Source organism: Micromonospora sp. RHAY321 (genome assembly GCF_023896955.1).
GTDB lineage: Bacteria > Actinomycetota > Actinomycetes > Mycobacteriales > Micromonosporaceae > Micromonospora.
In genome coordinates this window covers 42,510-62,989 of sequence record NZ_JAMHIW010000008.1, presented here as the reverse complement: position 1 = coordinate 62,989, position 20,480 = coordinate 42,510, and the positions used below count along the sequence as shown (strand labels likewise).

The 20,480-nt window shown below is 73.6% G+C and carries 18 protein-coding genes and 2 pseudogenes; 15 read left to right on the top strand and 5 right to left on the bottom strand.

Annotation, left to right across the window (positions count from 1 at the left end):
- Positions 1 to 23: 23 nt before the first annotated feature.
- Positions 24 to 959, bottom strand: coding sequence for a phosphotransferase family protein (locus M8C17_RS18670; protein ID WP_252417786.1), 936 nt, complete (start codon positions 957 to 959; stop codon positions 24 to 26).
- A gap of 127 nt (positions 960 to 1,086) precedes the next feature.
- On the opposite strand from M8C17_RS18670, the gene M8C17_RS18665 reads away from it, so the two are divergent.
- Together M8C17_RS18665 and M8C17_RS18660 are read left to right on the top strand one after the other, a co-directional pair.
- Positions 1,087 to 1,578, top strand: coding sequence for an N-acetyltransferase (locus M8C17_RS18665; protein ID WP_252417785.1), 492 nt, complete (start codon positions 1,087 to 1,089; stop codon positions 1,576 to 1,578).
- A 93-nt stretch (positions 1,579 to 1,671) separates the two neighbouring features.
- Entirely contained in the window at positions 1,672 to 2,814 is a 1,143-nt protein-coding gene (locus M8C17_RS18660) for a polysaccharide pyruvyl transferase family protein (protein ID WP_252417784.1), read from the top strand.
- 8 nt (positions 2,815 to 2,822) lie between these two features.
- Here M8C17_RS18660 and M8C17_RS18655 read toward each other — a convergent pair whose 3' ends face one another.
- The gene (locus M8C17_RS18655; RefSeq protein WP_252417783.1) at positions 2,823 to 3,029 is read right to left on the bottom strand and encodes a hypothetical protein; all 207 of its coding nucleotides are present in this window, start codon (positions 3,027 to 3,029) and stop codon (positions 2,823 to 2,825) included.
- An 82-nt stretch (positions 3,030 to 3,111) separates the two neighbouring features.
- Here M8C17_RS18655 and M8C17_RS18650 point away from each other — a divergent pair, with 82 nt between their 5' ends.
- On the top strand, positions 3,112 to 3,630 hold the full coding sequence (locus M8C17_RS18650) for a DinB family protein (RefSeq protein WP_252417782.1): 519 nt from the start codon (positions 3,112 to 3,114) through the stop codon (positions 3,628 to 3,630).
- Positions 3,631 to 3,649: 19 nt separating this feature from the next.
- Here the strand turns inward: M8C17_RS18650 and M8C17_RS18645 are convergent, their stop codons facing one another.
- Entirely contained in the window at positions 3,650 to 4,525 is an 876-nt protein-coding gene (locus tag M8C17_RS18645; RefSeq protein WP_252417781.1) for a carbohydrate kinase family protein, read from the bottom strand.
- A 63-nt stretch (positions 4,526 to 4,588) separates the two neighbouring features.
- On the opposite strand from M8C17_RS18645, the pseudogene M8C17_RS32315 reads away from it, so the two are divergent.
- The 3 genes and pseudogenes from M8C17_RS32315 to M8C17_RS18635 all read left to right on the top strand — a co-directional run.
- Positions 4,589 to 5,066, top strand: a pseudogene (locus tag M8C17_RS32315) (ATP-dependent helicase); the annotation flags it as partial.
- A gap of 251 nt (positions 5,067 to 5,317) precedes the next feature.
- Positions 5,318 to 7,885, top strand: a pseudogene (locus M8C17_RS18640) (DEAD/DEAH box helicase); the annotation flags it as partial.
- Complete coding sequence (locus M8C17_RS18635; protein ID WP_252417779.1) at positions 7,882 to 8,808, top strand: SWIM zinc finger family protein; 927 nt, start codon at positions 7,882 to 7,884, stop codon at positions 8,806 to 8,808. The pseudogene M8C17_RS18640 and the gene M8C17_RS18635, both read left to right, overlap by 4 nt.
- A 4-nt stretch (positions 8,809 to 8,812) precedes the next feature.
- Here the strand turns inward: M8C17_RS18635 and M8C17_RS18630 are convergent, their stop codons facing one another.
- On the bottom strand, positions 8,813 to 9,070 hold the full coding sequence (locus tag M8C17_RS18630; protein ID WP_252417778.1) for a DUF3040 domain-containing protein: 258 nt from the start codon (positions 9,068 to 9,070) through the stop codon (positions 8,813 to 8,815).
- 430 nt (positions 9,071 to 9,500) lie between these two features.
- Here M8C17_RS18630 and M8C17_RS18625 point away from each other — a divergent pair, with 430 nt between their 5' ends.
- From M8C17_RS18625 to M8C17_RS18605, 5 genes are read left to right on the top strand one after another with little or no spacing between them, the layout of a single operon-like run.
- A complete protein-coding gene (locus tag M8C17_RS18625; protein ID WP_252417777.1) occupies positions 9,501 to 11,597 on the top strand; it encodes a DUF1800 domain-containing protein in 2,097 nt (698 codons plus the stop codon).
- 8 nt (positions 11,598 to 11,605) lie between these two features.
- Positions 11,606 to 12,988, top strand: a complete 1,383-nt coding sequence (locus tag M8C17_RS18620) for a DUF1501 domain-containing protein (protein WP_252417776.1) — start codon at positions 11,606 to 11,608, stop codon at positions 12,986 to 12,988.
- Complete coding sequence (locus tag M8C17_RS18615) at positions 12,985 to 14,403, top strand: ferric reductase-like transmembrane domain-containing protein (protein WP_252417775.1); 1,419 nt, start codon at positions 12,985 to 12,987, stop codon at positions 14,401 to 14,403. The genes M8C17_RS18620 and M8C17_RS18615 overlap by 4 nt, the downstream gene beginning before the upstream one ends.
- A 12-nt stretch (positions 14,404 to 14,415) precedes the next feature.
- Positions 14,416 to 15,012: an FMN-binding protein gene (locus M8C17_RS18610; protein ID WP_252417774.1), complete on the top strand. Its 597-nt coding sequence runs from the start codon at positions 14,416 to 14,418 to the stop codon at positions 15,010 to 15,012.
- Between the two features lie 49 nt (positions 15,013 to 15,061).
- Positions 15,062 to 15,784, top strand: coding sequence for an FAD:protein FMN transferase (locus tag M8C17_RS18605; protein WP_252417972.1), 723 nt, complete (start codon positions 15,062 to 15,064; stop codon positions 15,782 to 15,784).
- Between the two features lie 263 nt (positions 15,785 to 16,047).
- Here M8C17_RS18605 and M8C17_RS18600 read toward each other — a convergent pair whose 3' ends face one another.
- Complete coding sequence (locus tag M8C17_RS18600) at positions 16,048 to 16,719, bottom strand: bifunctional DNA primase/polymerase (protein WP_252417773.1); 672 nt, start codon at positions 16,717 to 16,719, stop codon at positions 16,048 to 16,050.
- 249 nt (positions 16,720 to 16,968) lie between these two features.
- Between M8C17_RS18600 and M8C17_RS18595 the strand changes: the two genes are divergently transcribed.
- The 4 genes from M8C17_RS18595 (at position 16,969) to M8C17_RS18580 (ending at position 20,480) form a co-directional block, all read left to right on the top strand.
- Entirely contained in the window at positions 16,969 to 18,198 is a 1,230-nt protein-coding gene (locus M8C17_RS18595; RefSeq protein WP_252417772.1) for a helix-turn-helix domain-containing protein, read from the top strand.
- 16 nt (positions 18,199 to 18,214) lie between these two features.
- A complete protein-coding gene (locus M8C17_RS18590; protein WP_252417771.1) occupies positions 18,215 to 18,787 on the top strand; it encodes a flavoprotein in 573 nt (190 codons plus the stop codon).
- Positions 18,788 to 18,916: 129 nt separating this feature from the next.
- On the top strand, positions 18,917 to 19,753 hold the full coding sequence (locus M8C17_RS18585; RefSeq protein ID WP_252417971.1) for a Nif3-like dinuclear metal center hexameric protein: 837 nt from the start codon (positions 18,917 to 18,919) through the stop codon (positions 19,751 to 19,753).
- Positions 19,743 to 20,480: a zinc ribbon domain-containing protein gene (locus tag M8C17_RS18580; RefSeq protein WP_252417770.1), complete on the top strand. Its 738-nt coding sequence runs from the start codon at positions 19,743 to 19,745 to the stop codon at positions 20,478 to 20,480. The genes M8C17_RS18585 and M8C17_RS18580 overlap by 11 nt, the downstream gene beginning before the upstream one ends.

Genomic DNA, 20,480 nt, shown 5'->3' with positions numbered 1-20,480 from the left:
CGGCACGCCAACCCGGACGACGGTCAGGCGAGGCGCTGGGCCAGCCACGGGAGCAGGGCGTCGGCCTGGGCCTGCTGGAATGCGCGGACGGTGGGGATGCCGAGCGGCGGTGGACGCCGGGCGCCGTCGGCGAAGAAGCCGGCCATCCCGGCGTACATCCCGGTGAGCGCGACCGGGTCGACGTCGGCGGTGAGCGGCAGCCGGCGCAGCAGTGCCTCGGTGTCGTGCCCGCCGTGCAGCCGGACGTTGACCAGCAGCAGCGCGGTGTCCAGCCAGGCCGGGCCACGGCAGGCCCACGGCCAGTCGACGACGGTGACCGTGCCGGCGGCGTCGAGCAGCAGGTTGTCGGCCCGTACGTCGACGTGGCAGAGCGTGTCACCGGTCAACGCGGCGATGCCCCGGTCGGCGGCGGCGCACAGTTGGTCCAGGTGCGCACGCGCCCAGGGGTCCAGCCGGTCCGGCGGGTCGGCGGCGATCCGGTGCCAGCCGGCGAAGTCCCACGCCAGGCGTTCTGCCGCGGTCGGCACGTGCGCCACCGGGCTCGGGGTGAGCGCGTCGGCCATCGTCTCCAGGGCCCTCAGCACGCGGGACAGCTCGTCGGCGCGCCACGGCGTGGCCGGGTGCCGACCGTCCACATCGGTGAAGACCAGCGCGACCCACTCGCCATCGTCGTGACAGCCGAGCAGGCGCGGCGTCGGTGCCGAGGCCGGCAGCGCCGCGGCCGTCCGTGCCTCCGCGCGGTGCATGACCGGGCTGTCCGGGTTCTGTGCGGGGCTGACCGCCTTGACGAACGCCCGCCGCCCGGTCGCGGTGCGCACCCGATCCGCGGTGCCCGGCGAGTATCCGCCCGGCTGGGAGACCGCCTGCACCACCCGGTCGCCGATGATGCCCTCCACCGAGGCCCGGACCCGCTCCGGCAGGTCCGTCCAGCCGATCCGGGTCGTCGTCCGCTCCGCCATCCGCCCACGGTGCGCCCCGCTCGCGGCGGCGGACAACCCAATTGTCGGCGCGGGAGGATCCGGGTGGCGCGTCCCCGTCGGCTCTGCTGCACTGGCCGCTGGAACCGACGCTGAAGGGGGAAACCCGGTGGAGTTGACGTTGACGCCGATGAGCGAGCAGGAGCTGGCTCCGTTGCGGGAGTCGCTGGAGGAGGTGTACGCCGAGGACCTGGCCGCGCACCGGGGGCTGACCCCGCAGGCGGCCCGGGAGCGCTCGGCGAGCCAACTGCGGGAGCTGCTGCCGGCGGGCGTCGCCACCGAGGGAGCGCTGCTGCGGGTGGCCCGGGTCGACGACACCGAGGTCGGCTGGATCTGGGTGACCCTGCCCGGGACGCCCGGCGCCGCCGACAAGGGCTCTCGGGCCTGGATCCACAACATCGAGGTGCACCCGGCACACCGGGGACGGGGGCACGCACGTCGGATGATCCAGCTCATGGAGGCGGAACTGGCCCAGCTGGGGGTGCCCGAGCTGGGGCTGAACGTCTTCGGCACGAACACCGTGGCGATCGGGCTCTACCGGAGCCTGGGCTTCGAGGTCGCCGCCCAGCAGATGGTCAAGCGGCTCGACCCGGCGGACTGAGCCGGCGGCAGGCCGGTCAGGCGTCCTCCCGGCAGGACTGTTCACCCACCCAGCGGGAACCCGGCCCGAACCGCACCTGGGGAGGAGCGACGGATGACGCACGGCGCCGGACTGACCATCGGTGTGCTCGGCTCGTACGGGGGCCGAAACCTCGGCGACGAGGCGATCCTCACCGGCCTGCTCGCCGATCTGCGCACACAGGAGCCGAATGCCCGGATCATCGTCTTCTCCCGCAACCCGGAGCACACCCGGGCCGCCCACCCCCACGTGGAGGCGGTGCCCTGGGAGGGCGTCAGCCGTACCGACTCCGCCCTGGTCCTCGCCCAGCTCGACCTGCTCATCCTGGGCGGCGGCGGGATCCTCTACGACCGGGAGGCACGCCGCTACCTGCGCGTGGTCCGGGTCGCCCAGGAGCGCGGCCTGCCCCTGATCACGTACGCGGTGGGGGTCGGGCCGCTCAGCGATGCCGTCGACACCGGCATGGTCCGGGAGACGCTCGCCAGCGCGGCCCAGGTGACCGTTCGTGACCAGGAGTCCCGGATGATGCTGGAGGAGGCCGGGCTGCTCAACCCGATCACGGTCACCGCCGACCCGGCCTTCCTGTTGCAGCCGGCGGACTTTCCACCCCACCTGCTGGCCGAGGAGGGCGTGCCGGCCGGCAATCGGCTGGTCGGAATCAGCGTGCGGGAGCCCGGGAGGGCCGCCGAACGCCTCGACGTGGACGGCTACCACCGGCTGCTGGCCCAGATCGGCGACTTCCTGGTGCACCGGATCGACGCGTACGTGCTGTTCGTGCCGATGGAACGCGACGACATCCGGCACGCCCACGGAGTGCTGTCGCACATGGTCGCCGCCGAACGGGGGCGCATCCTGCACGGCACCTACACACCGGAGCAGGTGCTCGGGTTGATGCGCCACTTCGACCTGGCCGTCGGCATGCGCCTGCACTTCCTGATCTTCGCGGCGATGGTCGGCACACCGTTCCTGCCGCTGCCGTACGCCGGCAAGGTCTTCGACCTGGCGCAGCGGCTCGGCGTGCCGGCGCTGCGCGGCGTCGAGCGGGAGGTCGAAGGACCGCTACTGGCCGAGGTCGACCGGCTCTGGGATGAGCGGGAGCAGCGCGCCGAGGCCACCGCCCAACGGGTGGCCGAGGTCTGCGAGCTGGCCAGGGGCACCTCCGAGGTCACCCGCGGCGTGCTGGAGAGCCTGCGCAGCCACACCCTCACCCGGGTCTGAGCAGGCGGTCACACCGCCGGGCCGGTCCACCGGTAGCGCCACTCGCGGTCCTCCTCGCGGGCGGACTCCAACTCGTAGATCTGCGCCTCGGCGAGCCCACCGGACCCGAGGTGGTGATGGGTCAGCGGTGGACGGCCGTTGCTGTCCAGCTCGACGGTGACGCTCTGCCCGTCCGCGGCGCCGCCGACGAGCAGGATCTGCACGGATGAAGCCATGCGCCCATCCTGCCCGTCACGCACGCCCCCCGCAGCGGATAGCGGGGCAGTGGGACGCCCGACACGCGGCTAGGGTCGGCGGATGGAGCAGACCATCGATCCGACACTCGGCCCAGTGCTCGCCCGCACCGGCGACGAGCGTGCCGTGCTGGACTCGTTCCTCGACTTCCACCGTGCCGTGGTGCTGCGAAAGCTGCGCGGCCTGTCCGACGCCGAGGCCGCCCGCCGGCTGGTGCCCTCGACGACCACGCTCGCCGGGCTGGTCAAGCACCTGACCCTGGTCGAGCGGAACTGGTTCCCGACCCTGCTGGCTCCGGAGCCCGGCGACGTGTACCTGACCTCCGAGCAGGACGCGGTGGCGAGCTTCACGGTCGACGAACTCGACACCGTCGAGGGGCTCGTCGAGGCGTACGAGCGGGCGTGCGCCCGGTCCCGGTCGGTCGCCGCGCGCTTCGACCTCGACCACGTGGTCCCACACCCGCAGCTCGGCGAAGTGTCGTTGCGCTGGATTCTGGTCCACCTGATCGAGGAGACCGCCCGCCACGCCGGGCATGCCGACATCCTTCGTGAGTTGACCGACGGCGCCACCGGCGCGGTCTGAGCCGGAGCGCGGCGAGGCGTCACTCGGTGGGCAGCAGGCCCAACGGATACTCCATGCCGTCGTGGGTGCACGCCGCGGCGGCCACCCGGGCCGCGTACCGGGCCGCGTCCGCCAGCGGTTCGCCGCGCAGCCGCCCGGCGATCAGCCCGGCCGCGAAGGCGTCGCCGGCTCCGTTGCTGTCCACCACCGGCCCCGGCGGGGTCGCGGGCGGCACCGGAACGGCCGTGCCGTCGCCCGGGTGCAGCTCGGCCCCGTCCGCGCCCCGGGTGACCACCAGGGTGCGGGGTGCCAGCGCGCCGGCGAGCACCGCCGCCCGCTCTGCCAGCCGCACACCGCTGACCAGGATCAGGTCGGCGACCTCGGCGAACGGCCGATGGTAGGGGTTCGGGCCGTCCCAGTCGTGCAGGTCGGTGGAGAGCATCACCCCCGCCGGTAGGGCGGCCCGCACCGCCGGCAGCAGCGGCACCGTCCAGTCCATGATCGAGAGGTGCACGTGTCGGGCGTCCCGGACCAGCTCGGCCAGCTCCGCCGGCGGGAACGGCGGGTCGTCGCCCCGCCAGGGACGCGGGTCGTACAGCGAGGTGCGTCGCCCGCCCGGGTCCACCAGGTTCACCGACCGCCGCGTCCCGGCGAGGTCCTCCGCCAGCACCGACGGCACGCCGGCCCGGGCCAGCGCCGCCCGGACGAGGTCGCCGGCCGGGTCCGCGCCGAGGGTGTCGATCACCCGTACCTCCAGGCCGAGCGCCCGCCCGGCCAGCGCCACCCCGGCGCCGGTGTTGCCGATCCGCAACTCGATCGGCTCGACGATGTGCGAATCGGCGGCCGGTAGCGGCAGCGCGGGCACCCGGACCCGCACGTCCACCCCGAGCCCGCCGATGACGAGCAGGTCGACCATGGCGCCGACAGTAGCCCTCCCGGGCCGCCTATCCTGGGCGCGGGCGGCGACGAGGGGGAGTACGTGCTGGTCATCCACGGGCTGTGGTTGCCCGGCGACGGCTCGACCTCCGGCCTCGCCGTCTGGGCCGAGGACAGCGCCGCGCCGGCAGCCGCGCCGCGCCGCCCCGGCCGTCCGCCCCGCGAGCGCCCACATCCGTTCGCCGCCGCGCACGGCACGCTGGTCACCGCCCTCGCCGATGCCGCCGAGCCGGCCCGCGAGGACACCGCGCTGCTCTCCCTGCCCACCCGGGCCGGCGCGCCCACCGACTCACCCGAGCTGATCCGGACCGCCGTCGCACCCCCGGCCCGCGGCCGGCTCACCCTGGCCGCGTGGCGGGTCCCCGTGCTGGTGTACGCCCCGGACGACGCGCTCGCGCTGCTGCGCGCCCTGGACGACCTCCCGGTGGTGCCCGGGGCCACCCTGCGGCACCTCGCCGAGCTGGCCGACTTCGCCGCCGACCTGGTCACCCGGGGCCGCGTCCTGCCCGGCGTGGGCCCGACGGTGGACACCGTGATGTCGGGTGTCGGCGAGGCCGCTCCACCCGATGGCGAGCGCTCGGCCGACGCCGGTGCGCGGGTGACGGCGCTCGCCGTCTGGCGTCCGCTGCTGACCGGCACCGACGCCGGATGGGCGCGGTCGCTGGCGCTGGCCCTGCCCCCCGCCGCCCGAGCCGCCGCTGCGCCGGCTGCCACCGCGTCGGCCGTCGCCACCCTGGACGGGGCCGCGTCGGACGGCGCCGAGCTGACGGCCGGTGCGCTGGTCGCGGACGCGCTCGACGCGCTGACCGACGCCGCCGCGCGGGCCGCCCTCGCGACCACCACGCTGGCCCGAGGGCTGCGGCCGGGCGGCCCGGCGCCGGCCTGGTTGGCGGCGCTCGCCGGCCCGCACCGCGACTTCACCGTCGACCCGGCGGCACTGGCCACCCTCCGCGCCGAGCTGGACGCCTGGCAGCGCGACGCCGCCGGCGGCCCGGTCCGGGCCAGCTTCCGCCTGGTGGAGCCGGCCCCCGACGAGGTCACCGAACCGATCCTGGCCACCCGCCTCGACCCGGCCCACACCGCGTCGCCGCCGATCGACGCCGCCGACGCGGCCGGCCGCCAGCCCGCCGGAGTCGCGCAGGTCCCCGGTGGTCCGGCCGCCGTGGACCCGGTCGGCGGCGGGCGGTGGCGGCTGGAGTTCGGGCTGCAGGCGGCCGACGAGCCCGGCCTGCACGTCGACGCGGGGCAGGTCTGGCGGGCGCCGCAGACGCTCGGCGGCCTGGCCGGCCGTACCGCCAGCCCGCAGGAGACGCTGCTCGCCGAGCTGGGCCGGGCCAGCCGGCTCTGGCCGGATCTGGACGCCGCGCTGCGTACCGCCGCACCCGAGGCGATGGAGCTGGACGTCGAGGGAGCACACGGGTTCCTCAGCGAGGGTGCCCCGGTGCTGCACGCGGCCGGCTTCGGCGTGCTGCTGCCCTCCTGGTGGCAGCGCCGGTCGGCGCGGATCGGCGCCCGGCTGCGCGCCCGCAGCAGAACCGCGCCCGGCACCGTGGCCGGCGCCGACGCGGGAGTCGGGCTGGACGCCCTGGTCGACTACCGCTGGGAGGTGGCGCTCGGCGACCAGCCGCTGTCGGCCGAGGAACTGGCCGCGCTGGCCGAGATGAAGACGCCCCTGGTACGGCTGCGCGGCCGGTGGGTGGAGCTGGACCCGGGGCGGCTCGCCGCCGGGCTGCGCCTGCTCCGCTCGTCAGGCGAGCTGACCGTCGCCGACCTGCTCCGCCTCGGGCTGGCCGACGGTTCGGACACCGGCGCGCTGCCGGTGCTGGAGGTCACCGCCGACGGGGCGCTGGGCGATCTGCTCGCCGGTGCGGTCGAGCGGCGGCTCACCCCGATGGACCCGCCGCCGGGATTCCAGGGCACGCTGCGGCCGTACCAGCGGCGCGGGTTGGCCTGGCTGGCCTTCCTGCGGTCGCTCGGCCTGGGCGGTGTGCTCGCCGACGACATGGGGCTGGGCAAGACCGTGCAGCTGCTCGCCCTGCTCGCCGGGGACCCGCCGGACGCCGGGCCGACCCTGCTGGTCTGTCCGATGTCGCTGGTGGGCAACTGGCAGCGGGAGGCGGCGCGGTTCACCCCGGGGCTGCGTGTGCACGTACACCACGGGGCGGAGCGGGCCCGGGGGGCGGAGTTCACGGCGGCCGCGCACGGCGCGGACCTGGTCCTCACCACCTACTCGGTGGCCGCCCGCGACGCCGTCGACCTGGCCGGCATCGACTGGCACCGGGTGGTGGTGGACGAGGCGCAGGCGATCAAGAACGCCTCCACCCGGCAGGCCGAGGCGGTCCGCGCGTTGCCCGCCCGGCAGCGGGTGGCGGTCACCGGTACACCGGTGGAGAACCGGCTCGCCGACCTGTGGTCGATCATGCAGTTCGCCAACCCGGGCCTGCTCGGCCCGGCCGCGACGTTCCGCAAGCGGTTCGCCGAGCCGATCGAGCGGCACGGCGACGCCGAGGCCGCCGAGCGGCTGCGCCGGATCACCGGTCCGTTCGTGCTGCGCCGGCTCAAGACCGACTCGTCGATCATCTCCGACCTGCCGGAGAAGCTGGAGATGGAGGTGGTCTGCAACCTCACCGCCGAGCAGGCCGCCCTGTACCGGGTGGTGGTCGACGACATGCTCGCCCGGATCGAGTCCAGCGACGGCATCGAACGCCGGGGCCTGGTGCTGGCCACCATGACCCGGCTCAAGCAGGTCTGCAACCATCCGGCCCAACTGCTGCGCGACGGGTCGCCGCTGGACGGCCGCTCCGGCAAGCTCGCCCGGCTCACCGAGATCCTGGAGGAGGTGCTGGCGGCGGGGGAGCGGGCGCTGCTGTTCACGCAGTACGCCGAGTTCGGCGCGATGCTGCGCGGTCACCTCTCCGCCCGCTTCGGCCGTGAGGTGCTGTTCCTGCACGGCGGGCTCGGCAAGGCCGAGCGGGACGCCATGGTGCAGCGGTTCCAGTCCGGGGACGGGCCGTCGCTGTTCGTGCTCTCGCTCAAGGCCGGCGGCACCGGGCTCACCCTGACCGCCGCCAACCACGTGGTGCACGTGGACCGCTGGTGGAACCCGGCGGTGGAGGACCAGGCCACCGACCGGGCGTTCCGGATCGGGCAGCGCCGGCGGGTGCAGGTACGCAAGTTCGTCTGCGCCGGCACGGTGGAGGAAAAGGTGGCCGCACTGATCGCCGACAAGCGCAACCTCGCCGAGCGGGTGGTCGGCACCGGCGAGCAGTGGATCACCGAGCTGTCCACCGGGCAGCTGCGTGAGCTGTTCACCCTGGAGGCCGGGGCGGTGGTGGAGTGAGTCAGCCGACCGGTGACCGGTTCGCCGACTACGGCCGGCCCCGCCGGGTCGACGGCGGTCTGCGGGCGCGCAGCGCCCGGGGCGCGATCGGGCGGTCCTGGTGGTCCCGGCGCTTCCTGGAGGTGCTGGAGTCGTTCGCCCTGGGCACCCGGCTGACCCGTGGCCGCTCGTACGCGCGGGCCGGGCAGGTGCTCCGGCTCGACATCGCACCGGGACTGGTCAGCGCCGTGGTCCAGGGGTCGCGGCCGCAGCCGTACCAGGTCTCCATCGCGCTGGCGCCGTTCCCGGCCGAGCTCTGGTCCCGGATCGAGGCGGAGCTGGCCGGGCAGGCGTTCTTCAGCGCCCGACTGCTCGCCGGGGACCTCCCCGACGAGCTGGAGGAGCTGTTCGTCGCCGCCGGCGCGCCGCTCTTCCCGGCCGGCGTGGACGAGCTGACCCAGCGGTGCAGCTGCCCCGACTTCGCGGTGCCGTGCAAGCACCTCGCGGCCACCTTCTACCTGCTGGCCGAGGCGTTCGACGCGGACCCGTTCGAGCTGCTGCACTGGCGTGGCCGGTCCCGCGCGGAGCTGCTCGACCGGCTCCGCGCCCGGCGTGCCGAGGCCACCGGCGGACCGGTCACCACGTCACCCGACGAATCCGACCTGGTGTCCGATCAGGACGGAAACGGGTCCGATGTGGACGCCGTTCCGCCCCCGGCCGGCGCGGCCCGGGCGCTCGCCGGGCTGTCGGCGACCCCGCTGGCGGAGGCGGCGGACCGGTTCTGGCTGCCGCCGGTGCCCCTGCCCGACCGGCCACCCCGGCTGGCGACCGGGCCGGACCTGCTGCTGCGCCAGCTCGGCCCGCCGGCGCCGGCCATCGGCGGGCCGGGACTGCTGGAACGGCTGCGCCGGGCGTACCGGGCGCTCGGCCCGGACGACCGGTGAGCCGTCACGTCCAACGCCGGCGGAACCGCCACATGATGGCGGCGTTCGCCACCAGCACCACCGCGCAGATCGCGCCGGCGAGCCGGCCGGCGAACACGGTCATCGCCGGCAGCGACGCCCACAGCACGATGGTCAACAACATCAGGTACCGGCCCCTGCGGGCCCGGACCCGGTGGTCCAGCCGCTTGAAGAAAGCCGGGTCACTCTCCCGGAGCTGACGGGTGATCTGGTCGAACCTGCGCTGATCCTCTTTGCTGAGCATGGCGCTGCCTTCCCCTCACGCGTTCAGCGGTTCGGCGGCATACCCGCTGCGGTGGCGGCTCACGCTCACGCTGTTGTTACTTTTCCTCGACTCCGAGACCGCCTCACGTCCGGCTTATCCGAACCTTAAGTTTCCCTGTGGTGGTGAACGGCGCGGAAAGTGTCGCGTACGGCGGCGCGGTCCGATCCGTACCCGACTGCCGTGCGTCCGCCCTGCTGGGAAGGTCCGACCCCGTTCCCGCTGCGCGACCCGCCGCCAACGCGGCGCTGAGGGCTGTCTTAAGTGCCCTCACGAGGGCGTTCAGCCCGCCTTGAAGGCACCTGAGGGCTTGGTTACCTTGCCGTAGCAACCCCCTCAGGCAACAGTCGCCGCACCTGCCGCACCTGCCCGGTCGCAGCTTCCGGCGCTCATCAGAAATCGGGATTGGTACATGGCCGACCAGAATGTGCCACCACGTCGACCGCGGGACGACCGCGGCTGGGACGGACGCCAGCACCACACCTCGGACGCGTACGGCGACCACAACGCGTCCGCGTCCTACGGGTACGACTCGCCACACACCTACCAGGGCGACTACCCGGCGCAGGGTGACCCGCGCGGGCAGTACGCCGACGAGTATGCCCACGCCGGACACCCCGCCCCCGCCCCGCGCGGGCCGCAGTGGGTCGGCCCGGAGGGCCTGGGGCGCCCGGCCCCGGCCCGGCCTGCCGGCGCCGGACTGCCCAGTTTGGACGATGGCGACGAGCCGGACCGCAAGGTCGGCCGGCGCAAGGCCATGGTGGCCCTCGGCGGCACCGCCGCCGTCGTCGCCGGTGGCGCGGCGCTCGCCATGACCCCGCAGTTCCGCGGCCTCTTCGGCGACGAGGCGGTGGCCGGCGACGCGACCGGCAGCACCGTCACCGACGGCACCGCGGCCCGGCCCAGCGGCCAGCAGCCCAGCACGGTGCGCACCTACACCGAGCAGAACGAGAGCTACATGGGCTCCCGGGCCGGTGAGGCGCTGAAGAAGAACGCCCCGGTCGGTGGCCGGACCTTCTCCGGCCCGGCCGCGGCCGCGGCGGAGACCAAGGTGACCGTCAAGACGGTGCTGGCCAAGGACCCGATCCTGCACCTGGCCCGGCGGGCCACCTTCGGTGCGACGCCCGGCGTGGTCGCCGACATCAAGAAGCAGGGCATCGACGGCTGGATCCGCGCCCAGCTCGACCCGGACAAGCTGGAGCCGAGCAAGGCCGAGCTGAAGCTCGCCGAGCTGCCCACCCAGAAGCTCACCGTGCAGCAGTTGCGCGACCAGCGGGACAAGCTCAACGACCAGGGCGCCCAGCCGGAGCGGGAGATGGTCGACGCCACCATCGCGCGGCAGATCTGGTCCAAACGCCAGCTGTTCGAGGTGATGGTCGACTTCTGGAACGACTTCCTGCACGTCGCCGCGGACTTCGACGGCGGCGAGGTGTACCGCAACTCGTTCGACAAGGACGTGGTGCGGGCGCACGCGCTCGGCAGCTACCCGGAGATGCTGGTCGCCGCGAACAAGCACCCCGCACTGCTGATCTACCTGAACCAGAAGGACTCCCGCAAGGACGCCATCAACGAGAACCTCGCCCGGGAGAACCTGGAGCTGTACTCGGTCGGTGTGGACGGCGGTTACAAGGAGCCGGACGTGCGCCAGGCGGCCATGCTCCAGACCGGCCGGGGCGTCGAGGACGGCAAGTACGTCTTCAAGCCCGAGCAGCACTACGTCGGCAAGGTGAAGATCCTCGGGTTCACGCACGCGAACAACTCGGCGGACCCGAAGAAGGCCGAAGCGGCGATCGACGCGTACATCACCTACATCGCGCTGCACCCGTCGACCGCGAAGTACGTGGCGCAGAGCCTGGCGACCCGGTTCGTCTCGGACACGCCGCCGAAGTCCCTCGTGGACCGGCTGGCCAAGACGTACACCACCAACAACGGCCTGATCAAGCCGGTGTTGATGACGCTGTTCAGCTCCTCGGAGTTCTGGGCGGCGGTGGGCCAGAAGGTGCGCCGGCCGATGGAGTACCTGGTGGCCACGTACCGCACCCTGGGCGTCTCGCCGGATCCGTCGCCGACGCACAACAACGGTGACGACAAGCGCACCCCGTACGCCCGCGGCCTGCGGCAGATCCACGACAAGCTGCGCGAGCTGGGCCACTACCCGATGGGCCAGCCCACCCCGGACGGCTACCCGGACGTGTACGTCGCCTGGACCTCGGCCGGCACCATGGTCAACGGCTGGAACGAGGCCGGTGAACTCCTCGCCGGCTACCGCACGGTCTTCACGTACACGGCGCCGGAGAAGCTGGTCGCCAAGTCGCCGGCCACCGCCGGGGCGTACGTGGACGCGCTCTCGCTGCGCCTGGTCGGCCAGAAGCTCAGCGCCCGCGAGAAGGGCCTGATCCTCGGCGTGGCCGGTGTGCCGGCGACCGCCAAGGTCGACGCCACGTTCAACGGGGCCATCACCGCCGTCGCGCGGGCGATCCTCGCTTCCCCCCAGCACCACCTCCGGTGAGGCACCCGATGGAGAAGACTGTGTACAACTCTTTCCCCCTGCACCCCGACTGCCCCGACCTGCGGCGGCTGGCGGACAACCCGGCCGAGGCGCTGCTGCGCGCGGAGGCCGACCTCGTCGCCGCCGAGAACGCCGCCGAGGCCGACCGCTACCGCACCCTGGAGAACCTGGAGGAGGCCCAGCAGGACGGTCGCGGAGTCACCCGACGGACCTTCGTCGCCGGTGCCGCCGCCACCGCCACCGCGCTGGCGACCGCCCAGTTCGTCACCACCTCGGCGTCGTTCGCGGCGACGAAGACCGGCACCCTGATCCACGTCTTCCTCTACGGCGGGCTGGACGGGCTGAGCCTGATCGCGCCGGACAACGACCCGGTGCTCGCCAAGGCCCGCCCCGACCTGCTGCTCGGCAACGACTCGCTGGCCCTGGGCCGCGGCTTCAAGCTGACCAGCGCCTTCAAGCCGTTGGAGAAGTGGCTCGGCGCCGGCCAGTTGGGCTTCATCCCGGCGGTCTCGGACGAGCGGCTGTCCCGCAGCCACTTCCAGGCCGCGGACGCCTGCAACCTGGGCGGGCTGCCCAACGAGACCGGCGGCCGGGGCTGGCTGGACGGCCTCGTCGACAACCTCGGCAAGGGCACGGCGTTCCGCAGCGTCGGCATCGGCAGCACCCTGCCCCGCTCGCTGGTCGGCAACAACGGCGCGCTCTCGCTGAACAACGTCGGCTCGCTGCGGCTCAACGGCGACGAGCGGTTCCGGGCCGCCACCGAGAAGGCCATCAAGGGGCTCTTCACCGGGATCAACCACCCGGTCGAGGAGGCCGTGCAGGAGGGCATGGGCGCGCTGGCCACCGCCCAGAAGCTCGCCGCCAAGCCGTACCAGCCGGCCGAGGGCGTCACCTACGAGGGCGTCGGCAACGCGTTCAAGCAGCTCGCCCAGCTGATCAAGGGCGGCGCCAACGTCCGGGTCGCCACCGTCGGCATGGGCGGCTACGACACCCACGAGAACCAGGGCACCCGCGAGGGCGGCCAGCTGCACCGCCGGCTGAACGAGCTGGCCAGCGCCATGGCCGCGTTCTTCACCGACCTCGGCCCCCAGGCCGCCGATGTGACGATCATGGTGTCCAGCGAGTTCGGGCGCCGGGTCGGCTCCAACAGCGGCGGCACCGACCACGGGCACGGCGGCGTGGTCACCCTGCTCTCCGGCAAGAAGCTGGCCGGCTCGCTGCTCGGTACCTGGAACGGTCTGGACAAGCTCGACTCCGGTGACGTGCCGGAGTACAACAACATGTTCAACGTCTACGGCGCGGTGGCGCAGGGCCGGTTCGGGCTCACCAACGCGGAGGTGGACAAGGTCTTCCCCCGCCAGAAGTACGCCCCGATGAAGCTGTACGCGTGACGCACTCGCACACCCACGCCGCCGGCCGCCGTACCGGGACCACGTCCCGGCACGGCGGCCGGACGGCTGAACCCGTACCCCCGCAGATCCCGGCCCGACGCGGACCCGGCGGCCGGCGGCTGCTGGCCGCGCTGCTCCTGGTCGGCCTGCTCGCCAGCGTGCTGCCGTGGTGGCTGGGCACCCCCGCGGGCTCCCTCAGGACCACGGCGGCCACCGTGACCGCCGCCGGCCGGATCACCGGTCTGGTCGCCGGTTACCTGCTGCTGGTGCAGGTGCTGATGATGAGCCGGCTTCCGGTGCTGGAGCGGTGGATCGGCGGCGAGCAACTGGGCCGCTGGCACCGCGACGTCGGGGCGACCCTGCTGGTCGCCGTGCTGGCGCACCTGTCGCTGATCCTGGTCGGTTACGCGGACCTGCGTAACCACTCCGTCCTCGCCGAGGTCGGCACGCTGCTCGGCGACTACGAGGACATGCTCTCGGCGTTCGTCGCGACCGGCATCATGATGCTGGTCGGGTTCAGCAGCGTGCGGGCGATCCGGCGGGCGCTGCCCTACGAGCTGTGGCACCTGCTGCACCGGTCGAGCTACCTGGTGCTGCTGCTCGGTTTCGGGCACCAGTTCAGCCACGGCGCACAGCTGTACAAGCCCGGCCCGGTACGCACCGGGTGGATCGCCCTCTACCTGCTGGTGGTCGCCGCCCTGCTCTGGGGCCGGGTGATCGCGCCGCTGGCGTTCAACCTGCGGCACCGGCTGCGGGTCGCCGACGTGGTCGCGGAGAGCCCGGACACCATCTCCATCTATCTCACCGGGGAACGGCTGGACCGGCTGGAGATGCTCGGCGGGCAGCACTTCCGCTGGCGCTTCCTCACCCGGGGCTGCTGGTGGCAGTCGCACCCGTTCTCCGTCTCCGCCGCGGCCAACGGCCGCTGGCTGCGCCTCACCGTGAAGGTGGTCGGCGCGCACACCGCCGACCTGCGCGACCTGGATCCCGGCACCCGGGTCTGGGCGCAGGGTCCGTCGGGGACGTTCACCGCCGCGCACCGGCTGCGTGACCGGGCGCTGTTGATCGCCGGCGGCAGCGGCATCACCCCGATCCGCGCCATGCTGGAGGAGCTGCCGCCGGGCGCCGCGCTGATCTACCGCGCCCGTACCCCGGCCGACGTCCTGCTCAGCCGTGAGCTGGACTGGCTGGCCCAGGCGCGGGACACCTCGATCTGGTACGTCATCGGCTCCCGCGACGACCCCGGCCCCCGCCAACTGATGAGCCCCGACGGTCTGCTCCAGCTCGTGCCCGACATGACCCACCGCGACGTCTACCTGTGCGGGCCGCCCGGGCTGGTCGAGCAGTCGGTGCGCGCGCTGCGCCGGGCCGGCGTGCCTCGCCGGCAGATCCACCTGGCCACCTTCGAGTTGTAGGAAGGGCAATCCATGCGTCGCGCGTTCCTCGCGATCACCGGTCTGGCCGCCAGCACCACCGCGCTGGTGGTGCTCAAGGGCTCACCGGGGACCTCTCAGGTCGCCCAGGACCTGCCGGCCGCCCAGCCGGTCAGTCCCACCCCGCAGGGCGTCGACCCGAGCGCCGCTCCGGACGCCGGCCCGGCCGGCACGACACCGAAGTCGTCGGTGAGCGCCGGCGCGCCGTCGTCGCCGAAGCCGAGCAGGAGCACGGCCCGCCCGTCCGGCACCCGCACCACCGCGAAGGCCCCCACCGCACCGCGGACCACCACCAAGGCGCCCCAGCCGACCACCCGCCGGGTCACCGGTCCGGGCGTGGACAACGAGTACGGGTACGTGCAGGTGCAGATCGTCGTCTCCGGCAACCGGATCGTCGAGGCCGTCGCGCTGTCGCTGCCCAGCGGAGGCGAGTCCGACATCCACAGCGGCGACGTCCGGGACAGGTACAACGGCACCGGCGGCGAGGTGGTGCAGAAGCAGAGCGCGAACCTCAACACCGTCTCCGGCGCCACCGAGACCAGCAACTCCTACAAGCAGTCGCTGCGGGGCGCGATCGAGCAGGCGTTCTGACGTGCCGGCGGCGATGACCCGACCCGGGCTGTGCCGGGTCGAGCAGATCATGGGTACGGCCATCACCCTGGACCTCGCCGACGACCTGCCGCCGGAGCGCCTGCGTGAGCTGGCCGACCAGGTCTTCGCCTGGATGCGCGAGGTGGACGCGCGGTTCAGCACGTACCGGGCCGACAGCGAGGTGAGCCGCTTCGACCGGGGCGAGGTGCTGCTCTCCGAGGCGTCGGCGGACCTGCGGTTCGTGCTGGAGGCCTGCGCCGACCTGTGGGGCGCCACGGACGGTTTCTTCGACGCGTACGCCACCGGCCGGCTCGACCCGTCCGGGTTCGTGAAGGGCTGGGCGGCGCAGGTCGCCTCGGACCGGCTCCTCGCCGCCGGCGCGGCGAACCACTGCGTGAACGCCGGCGGTGACGTGCGGGTGCGGGGCTTCTCCCCGTCGGGCGAGCCGTGGCGGATCGGCATCCGGCACCCGTGGGACCCGATGGCGACCTGCCTGGTGGTCGCCGGGACCGACCTGGCCGTGGCCACGTCCGGGGTGTACGAGCGGGGTCGGCACGTGCTCGACCCGCGCCGGGGGGCGCCGGCCGGGGGACTGCGCTCGGTGACCGTGGTCGGGACCGACCTCGGGGTGTCCGACGCCTACGCCACCGCGGCCCTGGCCATGGGGGCCGCCGGGATCGGCTGGCTGGACCGCCTCCCCGACCACACCCACGCCGTCATCACCGACGACGCCCGCCAGTTCCTGTCCACCAGCCTGCCCCTGACGGACTAGCGGAGCGGGCGGTGGGTGCCGGCGGGACGGGAGCCCGTCGGGCGGGGACGGCCGGGTCGGGAGCCGGACGGGCGGGTGCCGGCCCACCGGTGCCGTCGGTGGCTGCGCCGGGGCGGCTCCGTGCCGCCGGGATGAGGCGCTCTGTCGTCGGTGGACATCGTTCCCCCGTTCGTGGCGCGCGTTCGCGCCGTCCCCCTGTCAACGAGCACCGACGCCCCGGCGACGCTGTCGGCGAGCGGATCGAATCGCCCGGCGCGGCCGGTTCACATGCCCCGCCGGGGCAGCGGCAGGTGACCGGGGAGCAGCTCGGGGGCGAGCGTCACGCCGGTGGCGCGCAGCGCCTCGATCAGGGTGTTCTGCACGAGGTAGGAATCCGGAAGTTGCCAGCGGGCCTGTTCCGGGGCGACCGCCCAGCGGACCGGCCCCTCCGGCAGCCGGGTGGGCGGCGCGGGGATCCACGATCCCGGCCCGTGCCGGACGACGTGGAAGCAGTGCTCCAACTCCGGCCGGAGCGGATCGCCCGGGCGCACCAGGAACATCCACCGCCCGGTGGGGGTGGCCAGCACCGGCCCGCGTACGCCGGTGCCGGCCGGGTGGGTCTGCACCGCGTCGAGCACGTGCCGGCCGAGGTGGGCGGGCACCTCCAGCACGTCGAAGGACCGGCCGGTGGGCAGCAGCACGCCGTGTGGGCGGCTCCGCCACCAGGTGGCCACCCGGGCCGGGTCGGCGCTGGCGGCCAGCTCCCAGTTCTCCAGGGCGGGATGGCAGCCCACGGTGGGGCAGCCGGCCCGGCCGCAGACGAACCGGCTGCGGGCCAGGCAGGCGCCCGGGGTGACCTCCCAGCCGTGTGCGGCGTACCGCACGGCGACCCGGCGGAGCCGCACTCGTTCCAACGGCGACAGTTCGGCGACGCGCGGTCCGACGTTCCCCCACATGTGTGCCATCTCCCATCGTCGGGCCCGGCGAACGCCAGGTCGCATGTCGAGCACCGTCACTGCCGTAACCCACGATCGTTGAGGTTGACGAACGGCTCGTGCAACTTGCACGAAAAGTACGAGGACTGGCTGTACGGCTGACGCACTGGCTGTGCGACCAGCGAAAACCTGAAGATGAACGAGTATCGCCGCGCCCGCGGACATCGTTCCGGCCCGATGGGCCGGGGCGGCAGGGGGAGGGATGGGGAGATGGACGAGCTACCCATAGGGCGGCGAGTGGCCTACTGGCGGGGGCGACGCAAGATGTCGCAGCAGGTCTTCGCGGACCGGTTGGGCAAGTCGAAGAGCTGGGTGGACAAGGTCGAGCGGGGCGTCCGTCGGTTGGACAAGTTCTCGGTCCTCTACGAGATCGCCGACATCCTCCAGGTGGACGTGCAGCTGCTGATGGGCAAGGACCCGGAGCGGCGCACCGACGCGCTGAACTGCATCGACCAGGTCGAGGTGCAGGAGATCCGGGCGGCGCTGGAGCGGTACGACTCGATGAGCGCGTACTTCGACGCCGCGCCGTACCCGCCGCCGCTGGACGACATGCGCAAGGCCGTCAACCACGCCTGGCTCACCTACCAGTACGGCCGCTACGGAATGCTCACCCGCGCGCTGCCGAAGCTGCTGCGCGACGCCCAGGCGGCCGACGCCGGCTACGCCGGTGAGCAGGCCCCGGAGGCCGCTCACCTGCTCGGGCAGGTCTACCAGATCGCCTCCTCGGTGCTGCGCAAGCTCGGCGAGTGCGAGCTGGCCTGGCTGGCCGCGGACCGGTCGATGGCGGTGGCCCAGCGGGCCGACGACCCGCTGCTGGCCGGCATCGCCACCACTCGCGTCTGCAACGCCCTGGTCGCGATGGGTCGGGCCCGTCCGGCACTGGAGCTGAACGTCACCATCGCCAACCGGCTCGCACCCGGGGGCGGAAACGACGCCACCCCGGCCCGGCTCTCCGTCTACGGCATGCTGCTGCTCCAGGGCGCGATGGCCGCTTCCCGGATCGGTGACTCGGCCACCGTCGACGACCTGATCAACGGCGCCGAGGAGGCCGCCACCCTGCTCGGCGGCGACCAGAACCACTACTGGACCTCGTTCGGCCCGACCAACGTCGAGCTGCACCGGGCCGCCGCCGCGGTGGAGCTGGGCGACGGGGGGAGGGCCGTGGAGGTGCACCAGCTGCGCATCGTGGAGCCCTCCTTCAACGCGTTGCTGCCCGAGCGTCGCGCGCACCACCTGCTCGACATCGCCCGTGGCTTCGCTCAGATCGGTGACGTGGCGAACGCCGGCGAGATGCTGCTGCGCGGCGACCGGCTCGCCCCGTCCGAGATCCGCTGCCGGCCGATCGCCCACGAGGTGATGTCGGACATCCTGCGTCGCACACGTGGTGCGCCGCCTTCTCCGGTAGCGGAGTTGGCTGAGCACATGGGAGTAGGGGTATGAGCGCGGAGCCGGTCTGATGACCGGTCCGCAACACATCAGCGGGCACCGTGAGGTGCTCTATGTCATCGCCTGCGGTTCGCCGCTGGCCCGGCACGTCGGGCGCCTGGTCGACCTGGCCCAGCAGGACGGGTGGGAGGTCTGCGTGGTCGTCACACCGGACGGCGCCAAGTTCGTCGACAAGCCCGCCCTGGCCCGACAGACCGGCCACCCGGTGCGGACGCACTACAAGAACCCGGGTGACCCGGACGTGCTGCCGCCCGCCGACGCCATGATCGTCTGCCCGGCCACCGTGAACACGGTGAACAAGTGGGCGGCCGGGATCGCCGACACCCTGGCGCTCGGGCTGCTGGTCGAGGCGCAGGGCAAGGGGCTTCCGATCGTGGCGGTGCCGTACACCAACGCCGCGATGGCCGCCCACCCGGCGTTCCGGGCCGGCATCGCCCGGTTGAGCGAGTGGGGTGTCACGGTGCTCTTCGGTGACCACGTGGTCGCCCTGCACCCGCCGGGAACCGGCGAGCAGCACCTGCACTCGTTCCCCTGGCCGATGCCGCTGGCCACGCTGCGCGCCGCCTCCTGGAGCGCCGCCTAGCGGTCGGATCGCCCGCCCGCCGCGCCACCTGACCGGCGCGGCCGGGCCGGGCGTCGCCGCTCGACGGCTCCCGCGCCGGTAAGCTGGCCCGCCGTGAGCGTATGCGCATCCACCCCCACGGTGACCGACGTGGTGGCCGAGCTGGAACGGCGCTACCCGCCGGTCTGGGCGGAGGAGTGGGACCGGGTGGGCCTGGTGCTCGGCGAGCCGGCCGCCCCGGTCCGCCGGGTGCTCTGCGTGGTCGACGTGGTGCCGGAGACGGTCGCCGAGGCGCTGGCGGCTGACGCCGACATGATCGTTGCGCATCACCCGCTGCTGCTGCGCGGGGTCTCCTCGGTCGCCCCGACGACGTTCAAGGGGCGGATCGTCCACCAACTCATCCGGGCCGGGGTGGCGCTCTACGTGGCGCACACCAACGCCGACGTGGCGTCCCCGGGGGTCTCCGACGCCCTCGCCGCCCGGTTCGGGCTCACCGGCCTGCGCCCGCTGCACCGGCCCGCGCCCTCCTCGCCCGCGTACGGCGACGACCGGGGCATCGGCCGCATCGGTGAGCTGCCCCGCCCGATGACCCTCGCCGAGCTGACCCGGCACGCCGCCGCCGTGCTCCCCGTCACGTCCTGGGGAGTTCGCGCCGCGGGGGATCCCGGGCGTATGGTTCGTACCCTCGCCGTCAGCGGAGGGTCGGGGGACAGCTTCCTCGGCGCCGCGACCGCCGCCGGGGTGGACGCGTTCCTCACCGCCGACCTGCGGCACCACCCGGCAAGCGAGCACCTCGCCGCCGATGGGCCCGCCCTGATCGACGCCGCCCACTGGGCGACCGAACGACCGTGGCTGGACGATCTGGCAGCCCTCCTGCGGGAGGCGCCGGGCGTCGAGACGCTGGTGTCCGACCTGGACACCGACCCGTGGACCGTACACGCCGCCGCACCCGTTGTGGACGACAAGGAGCCCGACCGTGAAGGCTGACCCCCAGGTGCAGCGCCGCCTGCTCGACCTCCAGGCGATCGACACCAACCTCGCCCAGCTCGCCCACCGCCGGCGTTCCCTGCCCGAGCGGGCCGAGCTGGAGGCGCTGGCCCGGGAGCTGTCGTCGCTGGAGGACGAGCGGGTCCGTGCCCAGGTGGCGGTCGACGACCTGGACCGGGACATCGCCCGCCTGGAGAAGGACGTCGAGCAGGTCCGGGCCCGCAAGGAGAAGGACCAGAACCGGCTGGCCGCCGGCACCGGCCCGGCCCGGGAGCTGGAGGCACTCCAGCACGAGCTGGTCTCGCTGAACCGGCGCCAGGGCGACCTGGAGGACGCCGAGCTGGAGCTGATGGAGCAGCGGGAGACCGCGCAGAGCGTGCTGGACGGCGTGGAGCAGCGGCTGGCCGACACCCGGGAGAAGCGGGCCGCCACCGAGCAGCGCCGGGACGACGCGCTGGCCGAGATCGCCAAGGAGGAGGAGTTCAAGCGGGGAGCCCGTCAGCCGCTCGCCGCCGACCTCCCGGCCGAGCTGGTCACCCTCTACGAGAAGATCCGCCAGGACACGGGTCTGGGTGCCGCGCTGCTCACCGCCGGCCGGTGCGGCGGCTGCCGGTTGGAGCTCTCCGGGGCCGACCTGGCCCGGATCCGCAAGGCCGCCCCGGACGACGTGATCCGCTGCGAGGACTGCCGACGGATCATGGTCCGTACCAACGAGTCGGGCCTGTAG

Excerpts from the sequence above, each read along its gene's own strand:
- M8C17_RS18670 (WP_252417786.1), bottom strand. The coding sequence starts at position 959 with ATGGCGGAGCGGACGACGACCCGGATCGGCTGGACGGACCTGCCGGAG.
- M8C17_RS18660 (WP_252417784.1), top strand. The coding sequence starts at position 1,672 with ATGACGCACGGCGCCGGACTGACCATCGGTGTGCTCGGCTCGTACGGG.
- M8C17_RS18655 (WP_252417783.1), bottom strand. The coding sequence starts at position 3,029 with ATGGCTTCATCCGTGCAGATCCTGCTCGTCGGCGGCGCCGCGGACGGG.
- M8C17_RS18650 (WP_252417782.1), top strand. The coding sequence starts at position 3,112 with ATGGAGCAGACCATCGATCCGACACTCGGCCCAGTGCTCGCCCGCACC.
- M8C17_RS18645 (WP_252417781.1), bottom strand. The coding sequence starts at position 4,525 with ATGGTCGACCTGCTCGTCATCGGCGGGCTCGGGGTGGACGTGCGGGTC.
- M8C17_RS18630 (WP_252417778.1), bottom strand. The coding sequence starts at position 9,070 with ATGCTCAGCAAAGAGGATCAGCGCAGGTTCGACCAGATCACCCGTCAG.
- M8C17_RS18625 (WP_252417777.1), top strand. The coding sequence starts at position 9,501 with ATGGCCGACCAGAATGTGCCACCACGTCGACCGCGGGACGACCGCGGC.
- M8C17_RS18620 (WP_252417776.1), top strand. The coding sequence starts at position 11,606 with ATGGAGAAGACTGTGTACAACTCTTTCCCCCTGCACCCCGACTGCCCC.
- M8C17_RS18610 (WP_252417774.1), top strand. The coding sequence starts at position 14,416 with ATGCGTCGCGCGTTCCTCGCGATCACCGGTCTGGCCGCCAGCACCACC.
- M8C17_RS18605 (WP_252417972.1), top strand. The coding sequence starts at position 15,062 with ATGGGTACGGCCATCACCCTGGACCTCGCCGACGACCTGCCGCCGGAG.
- M8C17_RS18600 (WP_252417773.1), bottom strand. The coding sequence starts at position 16,719 with ATGTGGGGGAACGTCGGACCGCGCGTCGCCGAACTGTCGCCGTTGGAA.
- M8C17_RS18595 (WP_252417772.1), top strand. The coding sequence starts at position 16,969 with ATGGACGAGCTACCCATAGGGCGGCGAGTGGCCTACTGGCGGGGGCGA.
- M8C17_RS18590 (WP_252417771.1), top strand. The coding sequence starts at position 18,215 with ATGACCGGTCCGCAACACATCAGCGGGCACCGTGAGGTGCTCTATGTC.